At 60.9% G+C, this 16,416-nt stretch carries 17 protein-coding genes; 8 read left to right on the forward strand and 9 right to left on the reverse strand.

The features are described 5' to 3' along the window. Positions 1–71 precede the first annotated feature (71 nt). The 5 genes from KUV39_RS09830 to KUV39_RS09850 all read right to left on the reverse strand — a co-directional run bounded on the left by KUV39_RS09830 (position 72) and on the right by KUV39_RS09850 (position 3,784). Positions 72–455 carry a VOC family protein gene (locus tag KUV39_RS09830; protein WP_222459659.1) on the reverse strand — a complete coding sequence of 128 codons (384 nt, stop codon included), beginning with the start codon at positions 453–455 and terminating at the stop codon, positions 72–74. Positions 456–458: 3 nt separating this feature from the next. Beyond that, entirely contained in the window at positions 459–1,280 is an 822-nt protein-coding gene (locus KUV39_RS09835; protein ID WP_008561314.1) for an arginyltransferase, read from the reverse strand. A gap of 212 nt (positions 1,281–1,492) precedes the next feature. Beyond that, positions 1,493–1,933: an RDD family protein gene (locus tag KUV39_RS09840; protein ID WP_008561940.1), complete on the reverse strand. Its 441-nt coding sequence runs from the start codon at positions 1,931–1,933 to the stop codon at positions 1,493–1,495. Positions 1,934–2,088: 155 nt separating this feature from the next. Beyond that, positions 2,089–2,553, reverse strand: a complete 465-nt coding sequence (locus KUV39_RS09845) for a DUF2852 domain-containing protein (protein WP_222459660.1) — start codon at positions 2,551–2,553, stop codon at positions 2,089–2,091. 178 nt (positions 2,554–2,731) lie between these two features. Further along, positions 2,732–3,784, reverse strand: coding sequence for a hypothetical protein (locus KUV39_RS09850; RefSeq protein ID WP_222459661.1), 1,053 nt, complete (start codon positions 3,782–3,784; stop codon positions 2,732–2,734). Positions 3,785–4,265: 481 nt separating this feature from the next. Here KUV39_RS09850 and KUV39_RS09855 point away from each other — a divergent pair, with 481 nt between their 5' ends. The 4 genes from KUV39_RS09855 to KUV39_RS09870 all read left to right on the forward strand — a co-directional run bounded on the left by KUV39_RS09855 (position 4,266) and on the right by KUV39_RS09870 (position 9,555). Then, positions 4,266–7,094, forward strand: a complete 2,829-nt coding sequence (locus KUV39_RS09855) for a [protein-PII] uridylyltransferase family protein (RefSeq protein WP_222459708.1) — start codon at positions 4,266–4,268, stop codon at positions 7,092–7,094. Positions 7,095–7,334: 240 nt separating this feature from the next. Further along, positions 7,335–7,649 carry a hypothetical protein gene (locus KUV39_RS09860; RefSeq protein ID WP_222459662.1) on the forward strand — a complete coding sequence of 105 codons (315 nt, stop codon included), beginning with the start codon at positions 7,335–7,337 and terminating at the stop codon, positions 7,647–7,649. Positions 7,650–7,772: 123 nt separating this feature from the next. Further along, positions 7,773–8,987 (forward strand): RSP_2647 family RNA methyltransferase, encoded by a 1,215-nt coding sequence (locus KUV39_RS09865; protein WP_046210974.1) that lies wholly within the window; start codon positions 7,773–7,775, stop codon positions 8,985–8,987. A 25-nt stretch (positions 8,988–9,012) separates the two neighbouring features. After that, positions 9,013–9,555: an RSP_2648 family PIN domain-containing protein gene (locus tag KUV39_RS09870; protein WP_222459663.1), complete on the forward strand. Its 543-nt coding sequence runs from the start codon at positions 9,013–9,015 to the stop codon at positions 9,553–9,555. Positions 9,556–9,565: 10 nt separating this feature from the next. Here the strand turns inward: KUV39_RS09870 and KUV39_RS09875 are convergent, their stop codons facing one another. The 3 genes from KUV39_RS09875 to mazG all read right to left on the reverse strand — a co-directional run bounded on the left by KUV39_RS09875 (position 9,566) and on the right by mazG (position 12,281). After that, positions 9,566–10,561, reverse strand: a complete 996-nt coding sequence (locus KUV39_RS09875) for an LLM class flavin-dependent oxidoreductase (protein ID WP_222459664.1) — start codon at positions 10,559–10,561, stop codon at positions 9,566–9,568. A 170-nt stretch (positions 10,562–10,731) separates the two neighbouring features. After that, positions 10,732–11,418, reverse strand: coding sequence for a M48 family metallopeptidase (locus KUV39_RS09880; RefSeq protein ID WP_222459665.1), 687 nt, complete (start codon positions 11,416–11,418; stop codon positions 10,732–10,734). A 35-nt stretch (positions 11,419–11,453) separates the two neighbouring features. Beyond that, complete coding sequence (gene mazG, locus KUV39_RS09885) at positions 11,454–12,281, reverse strand: nucleoside triphosphate pyrophosphohydrolase (protein WP_222459666.1); 828 nt, start codon at positions 12,279–12,281, stop codon at positions 11,454–11,456. A 64-nt stretch (positions 12,282–12,345) separates the two neighbouring features. On the opposite strand from mazG, the gene KUV39_RS09890 reads away from it, so the two are divergent. The 4 genes from KUV39_RS09890 (at position 12,346) to KUV39_RS09905 (ending at position 15,985) form a co-directional block, all read left to right on the forward strand. Continuing rightward, positions 12,346–13,521: a M20 aminoacylase family protein gene (locus tag KUV39_RS09890; RefSeq protein ID WP_046210970.1), complete on the forward strand. Its 1,176-nt coding sequence runs from the start codon at positions 12,346–12,348 to the stop codon at positions 13,519–13,521. Between the two features lie 88 nt (positions 13,522–13,609). Continuing rightward, positions 13,610–14,575 carry an agmatinase gene (gene speB / locus KUV39_RS09895; RefSeq protein ID WP_008561171.1) on the forward strand — a complete coding sequence of 322 codons (966 nt, stop codon included), beginning with the start codon at positions 13,610–13,612 and terminating at the stop codon, positions 14,573–14,575. Continuing rightward, positions 14,572–15,519 (forward strand): agmatinase, encoded by a 948-nt coding sequence (speB, locus tag KUV39_RS09900; protein WP_037302230.1) that lies wholly within the window; start codon positions 14,572–14,574, stop codon positions 15,517–15,519. The genes speB (KUV39_RS09895) and speB (KUV39_RS09900) overlap by 4 nt, the downstream gene beginning before the upstream one ends. Before the next feature lie 43 nt (positions 15,520–15,562). Continuing rightward, entirely contained in the window at positions 15,563–15,985 is a 423-nt protein-coding gene (locus KUV39_RS09905; RefSeq protein ID WP_046210968.1) for a DUF1499 domain-containing protein, read from the forward strand. Positions 15,986–16,007: 22 nt separating this feature from the next. Here the strand turns inward: KUV39_RS09905 and KUV39_RS09910 are convergent, their stop codons facing one another. Further along, positions 16,008–16,373 (reverse strand): hypothetical protein, encoded by a 366-nt coding sequence (locus KUV39_RS09910; RefSeq protein ID WP_244998306.1) that lies wholly within the window; start codon positions 16,371–16,373, stop codon positions 16,008–16,010. Positions 16,374–16,416 lie beyond the last annotated feature (43 nt).

Raw genomic sequence — 16,416 nt, forward strand, 5'->3', positions numbered from 1 at the left:
CCACCGTCGGAGGGCCCTTTTTTGCGTGTGGGTGTTTTTGATGACAGATGACGCCTGCCAAGTCGCCCGGACTAGGCTGGCTGGATCAGATCCCAGCGGTTGCCAAAAGGGTCCTGCCAGACGGCAACGATGCCATAGGGCTCGTGGCGAGGGGTTTCGTTGAACTGCACACCGGCTGCCACCATTGCGGCGTGGTCGCGGGCAAAATCGTCGGTGGTCAGAAACAGGCCCACGCGGCCGCCGAACTGGTTGCCGATGATGGCGCGTTGCGCGTCCGTATCGGCCCGCGCGAGGATCAGGCTGCCCTGGCTTGCGCCCGGCGGCAGGATACGCACCCACCGCTTGCGGCCCTGATCGACATCTTCGGCCAGCTGCCAGCCAAGCGTGCCACAATAGAATTCTATCGCCGGGTCGTAATCGGGGACGACCAGCGTGACTGCATGAAGAAATTGCATGGATTACCTGTAGGGTTTGCGCGTTTCCGGCAAGTGGATGTTGGCGACCTGCTCTGCGATCGGGTCGGTCGAGAGCGGATGCGCCGTATCTTCAAAGGCGCTCGGGTCGGACATCACCTGCCAGGAGCCGCCGTGATAGACTTCAAGTCCGGTGAACTTGGCCTTGTAGCCCATCTTGGCGCTGCCCGGAACCCAATAGCCGAGATAGACATAGGGCAGCCCGGCCTCGCGCGCGATTTCGATATGGTCGAGGATCATGAAGGTCCCAAGCGACCGCTGCGGCAGGTTCGGCCTGTAGAAGGAATAGACCATGCTCAGCCCGTCTTCGAGCACATCGGTCAAGGATACGGCTGTCAGCGCATTGGTTTCGCGGTCATTGTATTCCACCACGCGGCTGCGGATCGGGGTTTCCTCGATCATGGCGGCATATTCAAAGACGTCCATGTCAGCCATGCCACCGTCTGCATGGCGGCTGTCGAGATAGTCCCGAAACAGGCTGTACTGATCCTCGGTCGCCCAGGGGGAGGTGGCGCGCCGCTCCAGATCGGCGTTGCGCTTGAGTGTGCGTTTTTGACTGCGGCTGGCGGTGAAGGCCGCGACGTCGATCCGGGCCGACAGGCAGGCCGAACATTCGGAGCAGGACGGACGGTAAAGCACGTTCTGCGAGCGGCGAAAGCCCTGCTGAGACAGGCTGTTGTTCAGCTGCTCCACCCCATCGCCCTGCAGCGCCGTGAACAGCTTGCGCTCCATCCGGCCATCCAGATAGGGGCAGGGTTGGGGCGCGGTCACATAGAACTGGGGTGCAATGGGCAGTGTATGGCGCATCGGGTCGCGGTGATCCGTTTGGGGTGGGCAAAACGCCCCGGAACCGCGAATGGCTCGCGGTTGCGCGGGGCGATCTGGCCGCAGGGTTTGTTTGGATGATAACAACCGCTCTGCACTGCGCCAAGGGGCCAGATCGCATTAAGGTTTACAAGATGCTGTGGCGGGGTCTCACCTCAGCCGGGTCATGGTCGTGCAGGTCTGGCACCTCACAGTTACAGGCGAACGCCCCGGCGGTTCAGCATCACGGTCCCGAGCAGCGCGTCGGTCAGGCCCTGACCACGGGAGGAGGTCAGCATCATCAGGACGGAAATCACCTGCAGCACCGGGATCGCAACCGAGATCGAGTATCCGGCCGTGTGCAAAAGCGCGAGGGAGCCGTCCAGTCGACGCCCGCGCTGGTCGCGCAGCTCAATGCCTGCAAATCGCATCCCCCAGGTCGCGGAGCCGTTTGAAATGGTGGCGACCCGGTAAACAAAACCGATCACCAGATAGAGCAGCGGCCAGATGAACAGCCCGGTAAAGGCGGTCAGGACAACGGCAAGGCTTGCGAGGATGAAGATGAACACACTGTCCACCACCCAGGCAAGAAGCCGCTTGGAGGCGACGGACTGATAGAATTCAGCCTGGTAGTCGGGGTCAGGCAGGGCGGACATCGGCGTTTCCTTTTCTGGATAGCAATCGACAGGTTGGGTGTGCATCAGGTCAGGTCAGGTCAGGGCAGGGGCGGGATGGGTGGCGCCCCCGGGGCGTTCTGTTCGGTGTTGGTATCCACGGTGGCCCGGAATATCCGGGCCTGTGGATCTGATTGTCAGTGACGTTTTCCGCCGCGTGGGCTGTCGTCGTCGCTGTCGTCTTCATCAAGGCGTGTATCCTCGTCGGCTTTCAGCGCGCGTTCGTCCATGAACTGATCGAACTCAGACTTGTCCTTGGCAGCGCGTAGGCGTTCCAGGAAGGCCTCGAAGTCGTTTTGCTCCTGTTCCAGGCGGCGCAGCGTATCAGCTTTGTAGGCATCAAAGGCGCTGTTTCCGCTGGATTTCATCGCCGACATGCCGTGGCGGGTCCAGGAGGTGCGGCGGCGGCAGGATTTCGAGAACATGCGTTTGCTCCAGATCATGTAAAACAAGAGGGCGAGGCCGACAGGCCAGAAGAAGACGAAGCCCAGAACCATTGCGGCAATCCAGGCCCCTTTGCCCTTGTGGTCGAGCCAGGCCTCCGTGCGGGAAAACCAACCCTGTTCGGACGGGTGCGGGGCGGTAGAAGTGTAACTCGTCATTGCGGTCTCCAGGTTAGCGTTGATGTGCCGTCGCAATGTTAATGCGCTTCACATAAATGCATATCGGCATTGCCCCGTCAGCTTTCAAGCGTGTATGTAAATGTTTTTCACATTTTTCGGATAGGCGGTTGTTTTATTGGGGGAATTAAGGTGCCAAGCCGCAGTATTTTTTGCCGATCTAACCGGTGCGCTTGATCTTGGTGACACGTTCAAGTGCCCGCCAGACATCTTGTTCGATGCGTTGCAGGTTGGCGGTATAGTCTTCGCGGCGCAGGGTTGGCATGTTGTGATAAGATAGGATCGACATTGAGGGGTTTGCCTCGAACAGGACAAAGGCACTGTCGGATTTCCAGCCGATATCGACGCCAAAGAAATCCAGTTTCAGGCGGCTTCGGATGTTCTGCCCGAGGGTTTGCAACGCGGCCCAATCATCGGCGTTCAGAAGTATGTCCAGTTCGCGATTCACGATATCGGTGTCACGATGGGCAGAGTGGATCAGCCAGCTGTCCCCATAGAGAATGTGGCGCAACCGGACGCTTTCCGAGGTGATCGACAACCGAAGTTTGCGCCATTCCCCCTTGTCCGAGCGAAAATCTATCCATTGCGTCATGTACAACGTCCGCCCACCCCAAGGGATCTGGTGGATTTTGTCCCAGTCCTCTGTTGTGTCGATCTTCAGCAGATCATGCCCGGTGTGAGAGCCCGCCGGGCGGATCAGAACTGGATAGGCGAACTCTCCCTTTTCGAACGTTTCCCTGAAACATTGCGGGGATGTTGGGCTGAACCGCAGGCATGCCGGGCAGATCAGGTTGTCGATGCCCGATAGGTGATGCGTGACGAGATCTCTCCGGGTTTTCAGAACTTCGGCGGGACGATTGAAGATTGGCAGAGGGTTCGCGGCAAAGTTCCTGTCCAGAAACCGCAGGGCTTGATCGTAATGATCTGGATCGGCGAGCATGTTGACGATCCAGTCGAAGTTGCGAAGGGTCTGTCCTTCGCTTCCGGGATGCCAGAAAGGGCGCGAAAGCCGGGCCAGATAGGACTTCATATCGTCAAACAGCACTGTGCGACCGGGGAAAATCATCACCGGTTCGCCGCGTTGCGTCAGCTGGACTTGGATATCACGATGGGTTGGTAGGGCGTTGAAGATGATGCCAGGTCTGCGACCGGTTGCCGGTTTGGCCCCTTTTGCCCGGCGAGGTCGCGGCGTGGGTGGCTTGGATCTTTTCATCTGTCGTCTGGCCCTTGGTCGTCACTGTGCGGTGGTTGGCCGCCGCCCCCAACGTATCTTGCCGACGGGCGTAAAAGAACCACAAAACGAAGGCAGGGGTAGGGGCGAGTGCATGGCCAGCGCGGACCCCCTTATCATCTCAAAAAGCTGCGGAGAGGAATAGAACAGCGGTTGCGTCGCGTCGTCGGGCTGCGTTCCCTTTGGCGGGCCACTCAGCGCTCTGGACAGATCGAGAGTTGGTCCACCCCCTAAATGTGAGTAGGGCAATCAATCACTCGTCAAAAAATACGCCCGACTTACCCCCGGCGTGACGGACGCAACCACTCAGACCGTTTTAGCGGCACTGCCAGCCAGCAACCATTCCGGTATTCCTTACCCAGCGTCACCCTTGGGTCATGTGTTGGCACATCAGTCCTTTTTCCTGACCATTGCGTCGCTTTCACAGATTGACCTCGCGGGTGGATTTGCACAGTCTCGCGTTATGGCACATCCTGTTGATATTCAGCGCCTTCCACGCGCTTTTGATCCAGATCTGGGCGAGGACGCGCTGGCCTCTCTGCCGGATCTTTCCGGCGATCAGGCCGCGCTTGTGAAAGGGGCGGCCGGCTCCAGCCCCTATCTCAAGGAACTCGCGCTGAGAGAGGCGGGCTGGCTGCCAGAGGCGCTGGCCGACCCAGACGCGGCGATATCCGCTGTCATGGGGGATGTGCGTGCACTGGCACCAGATCAGCTGAAGCCGGGCCTGCGGCAGGCCAAGCGGCGCGTTGCCTTGTTGAGCGGGCTGTGTGACCTGGCTGGGGCCTGGGATCTGATGCAGGTGACTGGCACGCTCACCGATTTTGCAGCACTTTGCGCCGATGTTGCGATCAAGGCCGAGATCGCGGCGCTGATCCGGCGCAAGAAGCTGCCGGGATTGACGGATGACGATGTTGAGAGTGCCGGGGGGCTGACCCTTCTTGCGATGGGCAAGATGGGCGCGCATGAGCTGAACTACAGTTCGGACATCGACATGATCTGCCTGTTTGATGAAACCCGTTTTGATCCGGCGGATTTCTACGAGGCAAGGCAGGGCATGGTGCGCGCGACCCGCAATATGTGCACCACGCTCAGCGAACGCACGGCGGATGGGTATGTTTTCCGGACGGATCTTCGCCTGCGCCCGGATCCGTCGGTGACCCCGGTTGCCATGGCGATGGAGGCGGCAGAGCGCTACTATGAAAGCCTTGGCCGCACCTGGGAGCGTGCCGCCTATATCAAGGCCCGCCCCTGTGCGGGTGATCTTGAGGCTGGCGCGCGGTTCCTGACCACGCTGCGCCCGTTTGTCTGGCGGCGCCATCTTGATTTCGCGGCGATCCAGGACGCCCATGACATGCGCCTCAGGATCCGAGAAAACAAAGGCACCGGTGGGCCGATCACGGTGCCCGGACATGATATGAAGCTGGGTCGCGGTGGCATCCGTGAAATCGAGTTCTTTACCCAGACGCGCCAATTGATTGCCGGGGGGCGAGATGAAACCCTGCGGCCGCGCGGAACGCTTGATGGGCTGCAGGCGCTGGCTGCGCGCAACTGGGTGCCGCAGGAGGTCTGCGATCAGCTGATCGACCACTATGTGGCCCACCGAGAGGTCGAACACCGCATTCAGATGGTGCATGATGCCCAGACCCACCGGATGCCGCAGTCCGAAGATGGCATTGCCCGTGTGGCCTGCCTGATGGGGCGGGATGTCGATGATCTGATGGCAGACGTCAAAGCCCGCCTGAGCGAGGTGCACGAGCTGACAGAGGGCTTTTTTGCCCCGGATGCGCAGCCTGCCGCGCCGGTGGTTGCGGTCCCCCAAGAGCTGGATGGCGATATCATCGCGCGCTGGCCAACCTATCCGGCATTGCGATCAGCACGGGGCGCGCAGATCTTTGAACGGTTGAAGCCGGAGCTTCTCAGCCGTCTGTCGCGCACTGCACAGCCGGGCGAGGCGCTGGTGGCGCTGGATGGTTTCCTGGCGGGTCTGCCAGCAGGGGTGCAGCTGTTTTCGCTGTTTGAGGCGAACCCGCAGCTGATCGACCTGCTGATCGACATCGTTGGCACCTCTGGGACGTTGGCAAGTTACCTGTCGCGCAATTCGGGGGTGTTTGATGCGGTGCTTGGTGGATCCTTCTTTGATGTCTGGCCAGAGCGGTCAGAGCTGCGTGCCGCATTGGATGCGGTGCTGTCGCGCGAGGAGGACTACGAAAGCCAGCTTGATGCGACCCGGCGCTGGTGCAAGGAATGGCATTTCCGCATTGGCGTCCATCACCTGCGCGGCCTGATCGACGCTGAAACAGCGGGAAAACAATACAGCGAGCTTGCCGAGGTGGTGATTGCGGCTCTGGCGCCGCTGGTGGTGGCGCAATTTGCCCGCAAACACGGCACGCCGCCGGGGCGCGGGGCGGCTGTGTTGGCGATGGGGTCACTTGGCGCGGGGCGGATCAACGCCCAGTCCGATCTGGATGTAATCGTGATCTACGACGCCGCTGGCCAGGAGGCCTCGGAAGGGCCGCGAGCATTGGCAACCCGGCCGTATTATGCGCGCCTGACCCAAGCCCTGATCACCGCGCTCACTGCGCCGATGTCACAGGGGCGTCTATACGAGGTGGACATGCGGCTGCGCCCCTCTGGCACACAGGGCCCCGTTGCGACGAGTTTTGACAGCTTCACCACATATCAGGAAAACGATGCCTGGGTGTGGGAGCATCTGGCTCTGACCCGCGCCCGTGTCGTGGCCTCCCTTGCCGGGGAGGATCAGTCCGGTTCCGAGGCGCTCGCCGATGACATCCGTGCATTTCGCCAACGGTTCCTGTCACAGCCCCGGCCACGCGACACGGTTCTGGCAGAAGTGGCAAGCATGCGCGAGCGATTGGCGGCTGCAAAAACGCCCGCAGGCCCCTGGGACGCAAAGACCGGGGCAGGGCGGATGCTGGATATCGAACTGATCGGGCAGGCTGGTGTCTTGCTGAGCGGGGAAACGGCGCAGGATGTGGCCAGCGGGTTGCGCGGCGCTGTCGCCTGCGGATGGCTGGATGCCGCTGGAGCGGCAGAGTTGCAGCGCGGCTACGACCTATTCTGGTCCGTGCAGACCGCCGCGCGGCTGGTGTCTGGCAAGGCGATCGACGAGGACACGATGGGTGAGGGTGGCGCGCAGTTCCTGTGTCGCAGCACAGGCCATGACAGTTTGGCGGAGCTGCGCGAAGCATTGGAAACGGCCTATGCCGCCTGTGCGAAGATCATCGCAGAGGGACTGGCACAGGTCGGGGCTCATGACGCCGATGAGACCTGACAGGGCAGCGGTGAAAACTGGTCTGGTTTGAAAACTGGATCGCCTTGAAACCGGACAGGATCAGGGCATATCCAGAGCGGACGGGCCGGGCTGGGGTTGGCGTATCTGTGGCTGGCCTATCTGCGGTAGGCTGGCTTTGCGGGGGCCAGATTTTACAATCGTCCGATGGATGCGGACCACAGTCGCAGGCCAAGGCTACAGGCCATAGCGGCATCTGAACAGGGAGGGGCGAGGCAGATCATGAGCAGTGAGACACAAGACAGCAGAACCGCCACAAGCGGGTCGACTGGCCTGGATCCGGCACTTGACCCCAAGGGGCTGATCCGCGAATCCTATCGCATGGACGGCATATCCGAAGGGGAATGTCGCAGCATCTTTCTTGATTGGGCTCTGAGCCTGCCCGATGGTCAGGACAGCCGGGCGGCAATCCCCGGCTTGCTCGCAGCCTACGGTGCAGCGCAGCCCGATCATCCGATGACGCAGGTGCTGCGCGCCGGAGCCGAGGCCGCTGCAAAACCACGCAGGCGCGGCGGCTGGCGATCGCGCGACCGCTAGCGTCTTCTGCGCCGCGCAGGGCAGCGGTGTGGCTTGGATGGGTGCGTTGGCGTCTTGCGTGTGTCGATGTCTCGCGTGTGGGACGCTCTTCCAACGCGGAGATCTTGCAGGTAAGAGAGGCGCATGACAGCTTCTTCCTCCGCGCCTGAGCGCGCCCGCGTAAAACTGAAACCCAAGGCAAACGCCCGTGCCCTGCGCCACGGCTTTCCGTGGGTCTATGCCAATGAACTCGTGACTGACCGGCGCACGCGCAAGCTTGCCCCCGGCACTTTGGCGGTGCTGGAGGATGAGGCAATGACCCCGCTTGGGTTGGTTGCGATGAACCCCGAGAGCAAGATCATTGCACGCATTCTGGATCGTGACCCGGCGGCGGTGATCGACACCGACTGGTTTGCAACCCGCCTGCGCCGCGCGCTGGAGTTGCGCGAGCAGCTTTATGATGCGCCATTCTACCGGTTGGTTCACGCCGAATCCGACGGTCTGCCGGGGGTGGTGATCGACCGTTTTGGCGATGCCTGCGTGGTGCAGCCCAACGCGGCCTGGGCAGAGAGCCACCTGGAGGCCCTGACCGAGGCGCTGGCCGCGGTCACAGGTGTCACCACCATCCTGAAAAACGCCACCGGCCGCGCCCGCGGTCTGGAAGGGCTGGACGATCAGAACGCAACCCTTTTGGGGCTCGCGCCTGAGGCGCCGATTGCCGTGGGCATGAATGGTGCAACCTATATGGCGGATCTGACGGGCGGGCAGAAAACCGGCCTGTTCTACGATCAACGGGAAAACCACGGCTTTGCCGCGCGGCTGGTGAAACCCGGTGCCAAGGTTCTGGATGTTTTCTCCCATGTGGGTGGTTTCGGTTTGGCGATGCTGGCAGCGGGGGCATCTGAGGCGACCTGTGTGGACGGCTCTGCACCCGCGCTGGACCTGGCTGCACAGGGGGCTGCGGCGGGCGGCATGGCTGACCGTTTTGTAGCGCGGCAAGGCGATGCTTTTGAAGAGCTGACAAAACTTGGCGAGGAGGGAGCGCAGTTTGATGTGGTGATCTGTGATCCGCCGGCCTTTGCCCCGTCCAAACCCGCGCTTGAAGCGGGCCTGCGCGCCTATGAACGCGTGGCCAAGCTGGCGGCACCACTGGTTGCCCCGGGTGGCTATCTGGGGCTTTGTTCGTGTTCACATGCTGCAGATCTGTCGAAATTCCGCAACGCATCTGCGCGTGGCATTGGCCGGGGTGGGCGTCGTGGCCAGCTGTTGCACACGGGCTATGCCGGGCCGGATCATCCGCAGCTGCCGCAACTGGCCGAGAGCGGCTATCTGAAGGCTGTGTTCTTCCGGCTCGATTGAGACCTCTTGCAAGGGTGCGCGCCCGATGAAGCTGCTTCTTGATACCTGTGTTCTGTATCCAACCGTGATGCGGGAGATGCTGCTGGGCGTGGCCCGTCAGGGGCATTTTGAACCGCTGTGGTCTGCCCGCATCCTCGAGGAATGGGCCCGCGCCGCGCGCAAGATCGGCCCGACGGGAGAGGCGCAGGCGCGCGCGGAAATCGCCCTGATCTGTGCGGCCTGGCCAAATGCGAGCGTTTCGCCTGTGGCAGGGGGCGAGGCTCGGCTCTGGTTGCCGGATCCGGCCGACATCCACGTTCTGGCCGCTGCGGTTGCAGGGCACGCAGATGCGATTGTCACGGTCAACAACAAGGACTTCCCCCGCCACACATTGGCAGAGGAGGGGCTGGATCGCATCGGACCCGATCAACTGCTCTATGATTTCTGGCTGAAGGACCCCAACGGTCTTGCCGAAGTTGCAGGCAGGGTGCTGGACGAGGCCAACCGCCTGTCAGATGGCGGCTGGGACATGCGCCCCCTGTTGAAAAAGGCCCGCCTGCCACGGCTGGCCAAGGCGCTTGCGGCCTGACGCTCTGGTCTCAGATCTCGCTCAGGATCTCTGCCGCTGTTTCAAAGGAGCGCAGCCGCGCCTCATGATCGTGAATCTGACCCGTGATGATCACCTCATCCGGGCGATAGCGCGCGATAATGGAAGATAGCTCTGCGCGGACCGTGTCTTTGCTGCCAGTGGCCGAGATCCGCAGCGCCTCGTTCACGCCTGCAAGCACCGGCGCTGGTATGTGGTCGGTGATATCATCAACGGGCGCGGGGAGCTTTCCAGGTTTTCCGAGACGCAGACGCGCAAAGGCCTGCTGCATGGTCGTGCGCAGTCGGCTGCCTTCGGCGTCGCTGTCAGCTGCAAAGACATTGATTGCCATCATCGCGTGCGGTTTGCTCAGCGTGGCAGATGGGCGGAACTGACGGCGATAGACCTCCAGCGCCTCTTCCAGTGCAGCGGGGGCGAAATGAGACGCAAAGGCGTAAGGCAGTCCCAGGTTGGCGGCCAGCTGCGCCCCATAAAGGCTGGAGCCGAGGATCCAGACCGGAACATATGTCTCCTGTCCGGGAAAAGCCCGAACCGGGCGGTGTGGATCATCTGCGCCAAGAAAACCAATCAGATCTAGAACATCCTGTGGGAAGCTGTCGCCAGAGGCATGGTCATAGGCCATGCCGCGTCGCAGGGCGCGTGCAGTCTGCATATCGGTGCCGGGTGCACGGCCCAACCCCAGATCAATCCGGTCGCCATGCAGGCTCGCCAATGTTCCAAAGGCTTCGGCGACCATGTAGGGCGCATGGTTGGGCAGCATGATGCCGCCAGCCCCGACACGGATTGTCTGCGTCTGGCTTGCGATATGGCCGATGAGAACCGCTGTCGCCGCACTGGCAATGCCCGGCATGTTGTGATGCTCGGCCAGCCAATAGCGGTGGTATCCCCAGGCTTCGGCCTTCTGTGCCAGCTCTGTGCTGTTGCGCAGGGACTGGGCAATGGTCTGCCCATCAGGCACGGGGGCAAGATCAAGAACAGAATAGCGCATGGAGGCTCCGGCAAATGTGCCGCTCGTTTGCACCAAGCAGAGAGCGGCAGTGAAACACTACCTTCCCATGTGGGGAAGGTTGAGGGCGGCGGCAAGGGGTAAGGGGCAAAAGCAGAGGGTTAACTTGTGTTAACCATGTTTTGCAACTGGTTATGGGGTGAAGCTCATCTTCACGCCTTGTCCCATTTGGCCTCCAGCCGTTCGAGGGCAGCAATCCGCTCTTCGGTTTTGGGGTGGCTCATCAACCAGGCCGGCGCCATCCCGGCGCGGGCTTCTGTGAGGGCTTCCAGCTTGCGGAACAGGCTCTTCTGCGGTTCCGTTCCGATGCCTGATTTGACCAAAAGTGCGGCGGCATATTCATCGGCTTCATATTCATCACTGCGCGACAGCCGCGCGGCCAGCAAGGTGGTGAGCAGATTGGCAATCCAAGGACCGACCAAGGGAACAAAACGCCCGATGATCAGCATCAGCGCCGTGCGCAGGGCATTTTGACCGGAAAAGTCGATCATCCGCTTTTTTGCGTGACCCAGGGCGACATGGCCCAATTCGTGCGCAATGACCGAGGCGAGTTCGGCATCGCTCACCTCGCCGGTGCGGTACTTTCGATAAAAGCCCCGCGTGATGAAGATCCGCCCATCAGGGGCGGCGAGACCGTTCACAGGGTCGACTTCGTAAATGTAGACCGGGATGGAATTCACTCCCAGAGCGGCGGCCATTTGGTCGGTCAGCTGCCGCAGCCGGGCATCTGCCAGCTGTGTCGATTGCTGATCCAGCGCCCGATGCGTCCGCCACACGGAGAAGCGGTACATCACGAGACCATAGATCACGGCAAGGATAATAGGGGTTAAGCGAAGCATGACAGTGATATGGGGGGCAAAGGGGGCGGGGCAAGCTAGCTGTTGCTCTCGGCGCGGCTGTCTGCCTTCACTTCGTCCCAGAGGGCGTCCATCTCTGCAAGGTCACTGTCTTCCGGCCGTTTGCCGCGGGCCGCCAGTTTCGCCTCCACGCCCTCAAACCGCCGGATGAACTTGGCATTGGCCCGCCGCAGGGCGGCTTCGGGCTCTACGCCGAGATGACGACCAAGGTTGGCCATGACAAACATCAGATCACCGAATTCTTCCTCAACCTCATCCTGGGAAAGGCTGTCGCGGGCCTCAACCAGCTCAGCGGCTTCCTCCGCGATCTTGTCGATGACTTCATTGGTCGTGGGCCAGTCAAACCCGACACGCGCTGCGCGTTTTTGCAATTTGTATGCCCGCAAGAGCGCAGGAAGGCCGACCGCCACACCATCCAACGTGCCCTGCTGCGCCTTTCCAGCGCGTTCTGCCGCCTTGATGGCTTCCCAATCGGCTGTCTGCTGTTCGGCCGATTTCTCGCGGCTCTCATCGCCAAAGACATGCGGATGACGCGACACCATCTTGTTGGACATGGTTGTGACCACATCCTGAAAGGTGAAATGCCCGGCCTCTGCTGCCATTTGGGCATGAAACACCGACTGAAACAGCAGATCGCCCAGCTCTCCCTTCAGTTCGTCCCACGCCTCACGCTCAATCGCGTCGGCAACTTCGTATGCTTCTTCAATGGTATAGGGCGCGATGCTGGCAAAATCCTGCTCGATATCCCAAGGGCAGCCACCCTTAGGGTCACGCAGGCGACGCATGATTTCCAAGAGCCGTTCAATTCCGGCAGTTTCATCGTGAATGAGGTGATTTTCTTGCATTGCAGGCCAACTTATTCCGGTGTCAGATGCATCAATCCCGAGTCTGACCAAGGAGTCCACCCCAATGCCGGTTGTGAACCGAATTGCCGATTACGCCGAAGAAATGAAGACCTGGCGTCGGCACCTGCACCAGATACCAGAGCTGGCGCTGGACTTGCCCAAAACAGCCGCTTTTGTGGCTGAACGCCTGCGCGAATTCGGGGTGGATGAGCTGCACGAAGGGATTGCGACCAGCGGCATGGTGGCGATCATCAACGGGCAGGGGAATGATGCAGGCACCGGCCCAACGATCGGTCTTCGCGCGGATATGGATGCCCTGCCCATCCCGGAGGAAACAGGGGTCGATTATGTCTCTGGTCATGCGGGTAACATGCACGCCTGTGGGCATGACGGGCACACAACCATGCTTTTGGGCGCTGCCAAGTATCTTGCGGAGACGCGCAATTTCAGCGGTCGTGTCGCGCTGATCTTCCAGCCCGCAGAAGAGGCGATTGGCGGAGCGCGCATCATGGTGGAAGAAGGCATCATGGACCGCTTTGGCATTTCAGAGGTCTATGCGCTGCACAATGCACCCGGCCTGCCGGTGGGGGCATTCCTGACAACGCCCGGTGCGCTGATGGCCGCAACGGATGAATTCCACATCCATATCAACGGGCGCGGTGGGCATGCCGCCATGCCGCATGAGACGCGCGATCCGGTGATGGCAGCCTGCGGTATCGCGCAGGCGATCCAGACGATCGTCAGCCGCAACCACTATGCGCTGCAGGATCTCGTGGTGTCCGTGACCCAAATCCACACAGGCACCACCGACAACGTTGTGCCCGACACGGCCTACATCAACGGCACCGTGCGCAGTTTCGACCCGGATGTGCAGCAGATGGTGATGCAACGGATGAAGGAAATCGTGGCTGGCCAGGCCGCCAGCTATGGTGTCGAGGCCGAGCTGAACTATGAGGAGGGGTATCCCGCCACCTACAACGACCCCGCAAAAACCGCATTTGCGGTGGATGTCGCCTCGGAAATCGCAGGGGCCGACAACGTCGAGAGCGAAGGCGGACGCGAGATGGGCGCGGAGGACTTTTCCTACATGCTGCAGGCACGACCGGGCGCCTATCTCTTCCTGGGGCAGGGAGAGAGCGCAGGGCTGCACCATCCGAAGTATGATTTCAACGATGAGATTTCGCCGATTGGCGCGTCATTCTTTGTCCGTCTGGTCGAAAGAGCACAGCCCGCAACCTGATCTGACGGCAATGCGCGGCCTTTCAGATGACAAGACTGCGCGCTTTCGCTAGGAGGTGGCCATAACCCGAGAAGAGGGAGCAGTCCGCATGGCGCTAGAAGACGCAAAAACACAGGTCGATCAGGCCTTCACCCGCGAAGACCTGAAAGGGTTGAGCTTTGAAAACACCTTTGGGGGCGCCACGTCCTTTCTGCGACGCCGCTACACCAAAGATCTGACACATGCGGATATTGCCGTCACCGGCATCCCCTTTGATCAGGCAGTGACCAACCGTCCGGGCACCCGTCTGGGCCCGCGTGCGGTGCGCGAGGCTTCGGCCCTGCAAAGCCCCGATGCACCATATGGCTGGGACATCTGCCCGGCCAGCGAGCTGGCGATCGTGGATTACGGTGATCTGGCGTTTGACTATGCAAATGTTGCGGCCTTTCCCGACACGCTGACCGATCACATCCGCGGGATCCTCGCGACGGATACAGCAACCGTTGCCATCGGCGGCGATCACTATGTGTCGTTCCCCATCCTCAAGGCCTATGCCGAGAAATACGGGCCCATCTCCCTGCTGCATTTCGATGCGCATAGCGACACCTGGCAGGATGATGATTTCAGCCGTGTCGATCATGGCACCATGTTCTACAAGGCGGTGAAATCCGGGGTCATCGATCCCGCAACATCGGTCCAGGTGGGCATTCGTACGACGAACGAAGACAATCTGGGCGTTCCTACCATTGATGCGCCCACCGTGCATGCCATCGGCCCTGTCGAAACTGCGCGCCGCATCCGCGAGGTTCTGGGGGACAGGCCCGTTTATCTGACCTTTGATATCGACTGTCTGGATCCAGCATATGCACCGGGGACAGGCACGCCGGTCTGGGGTGGCCTCACCTCTGCGCAGGCAGAGGCGATCCTCAAGGAGCTGCGCGGTATCAATATTCTCGGCGGCGACGTGGTCGAGGTCTCGCCGCCCTTTGACACCACAGGTGCGACAGCGATCGCCGGGGCGCATGTTGCGATGAGCATCCTTTGTCTTCTTGGCTGGAGGATCACAGGCCGATGACCGATTTCAATCAGCCCATCAGCGGCAATGATCTTGCTCGGTTCTCTGGGCCCAACACCTTTATGCGGCTGCCGCAAGCGACCTCTCTTGAGGGGTTGGATGTGGCTATTTTGGGCGTGCCGATGGATATTGGCACCTCCTGGCGTTCGGGAACACGGTTTGGCCCAAAACAGATCCGTGCCGAAAGCGCGATGATCCGTCCCTATAACATGACATCAGGCGCTGCGCCGTTTGACAGCCTCAATATCGGTGACATCGGTGATCTGGCCATCAACACATTTTCGCTGTCGGACAGCCTGCGCATCATTCAGGAAAGCTATGCGGCAATCCTGACAGGCGATGTCATCCCGGTCGCAATGGGTGGCGATCATTCCATTACCCTGCCGATCCTGCGGGCCATCGCAGGCAAGTACGGGCCTGTCGCGCTGGTGCATGTCGATGCACATGCTGACGTCAATGACGACATGTTCGGCGAGCGGGAAACTCACGGCACCGTGTTCCGTCGCGCCTATGAAGAGGGGCTGATTGTCCCGGACAAGACCTACCAGATCGGGTTGCGCGGCACGGGCTATGGCTCTGAGGACTTCAAGGAAGCGCAGCGCTGGGGCTTTCAGCACTTCCCGGCGAGCGAGCTGTGGCACCGTTCTCTGCATGGCTTGGGTGCGGAAATTCGTCGCGATATCGGAAATAGGCCTGTCTATGTGTCCTATGATATCGATAGCCTGGACCCAGCCTATGCACCGGGAACCGGTACGCCGGAAATCGGCGGGCTGACCACGCCGCAGGCGCTGGAACTGATCCGGGCGCTGCGGGGGCTGAATATTGTAGGGTGTGACATGGTTGAGGTGTCGCCGCCTTACGACACATCGGGCAATACGGCGCTGACTGCAGCAAACCTGCTTTATGAGCTGCTCTGTGTGCTGCCGGGCGTTGAAACCAAGTAACGCGCATCGCTTCTGGCATGCGCCAGGAGAGAGTTGATAGCATATGGGGCGCGTGATGATATTTGTCTGGCTGAGCATCGCAGCAGTTGTTGTGGTGCTCGGTTTTATTCGTCTCGCGCCCAGTGATCCGCTGGACTGGAACACCCAGCCGGAATTTTCGGAGGACAGAACCTTTCGCGGGGGTGTCTTTCGGGTGATGCGGACCGGCGAAAGCGGGCTTGAACGTTTTCATGCCGTGGCCGCAAACGCGCCGCGTACACGTGTTCTTGCCGGTTCGGTCGAGGATCAGATGATCACCTATGTGACGCGCACGCGGTTTATCGGCTTTCCCGATTACACCACCGCACGTCAGGATGGTGATCTGCTGAAGGTCTATGCGCGCCTGCGTTTTGGGCGCTCTGACCTCGGCAGCAACAACGACCGCATCAGTGGCTGGATTGCCCAGATGGAAGGCGCCGCACAATAGGCGCGGGTGTCTAAGCGGCGGTTCAGATCCGCGGCCACGCCGTGCTTGACGCGGTATGGGGCAGATCAGAGACCGCATCAGCGCCTTTTGCCGACAGGCAGCCGTTCTGCACCTCTCTCCACATGGGAACGTTCAGCGACATCTGGCACTGCGCGGTAAACATGCGCCCGTCGACCTGCAGGCAGATGAATTCCCCCAGCTCTATGCGGCTGCCGCTACTGTCGGTGCAATAGCAGTCAATGGTGCGCCCGCCAGGTGTTTTTACATCAGCCTGTGCCACGCCACATGTCAGCGATGTGACCAAAACCACGGCCGCAAGGACGCCTCCGCAGGGTTTCGCTGCCGCGCCTGGCCGGTGATTGGCGATATCGGGACTGGCATGTTGCATGGGCCTAGCATATCACATGGCAGGCCCTCCGCCAAAGTCAGAT

The sequence above is a fragment of the Phaeobacter italicus genome (assembly GCF_019801785.1).
Taxonomy (GTDB): Bacteria; Pseudomonadota; Alphaproteobacteria; order Rhodobacterales; family Rhodobacteraceae; genus Phaeobacter; species Phaeobacter italicus.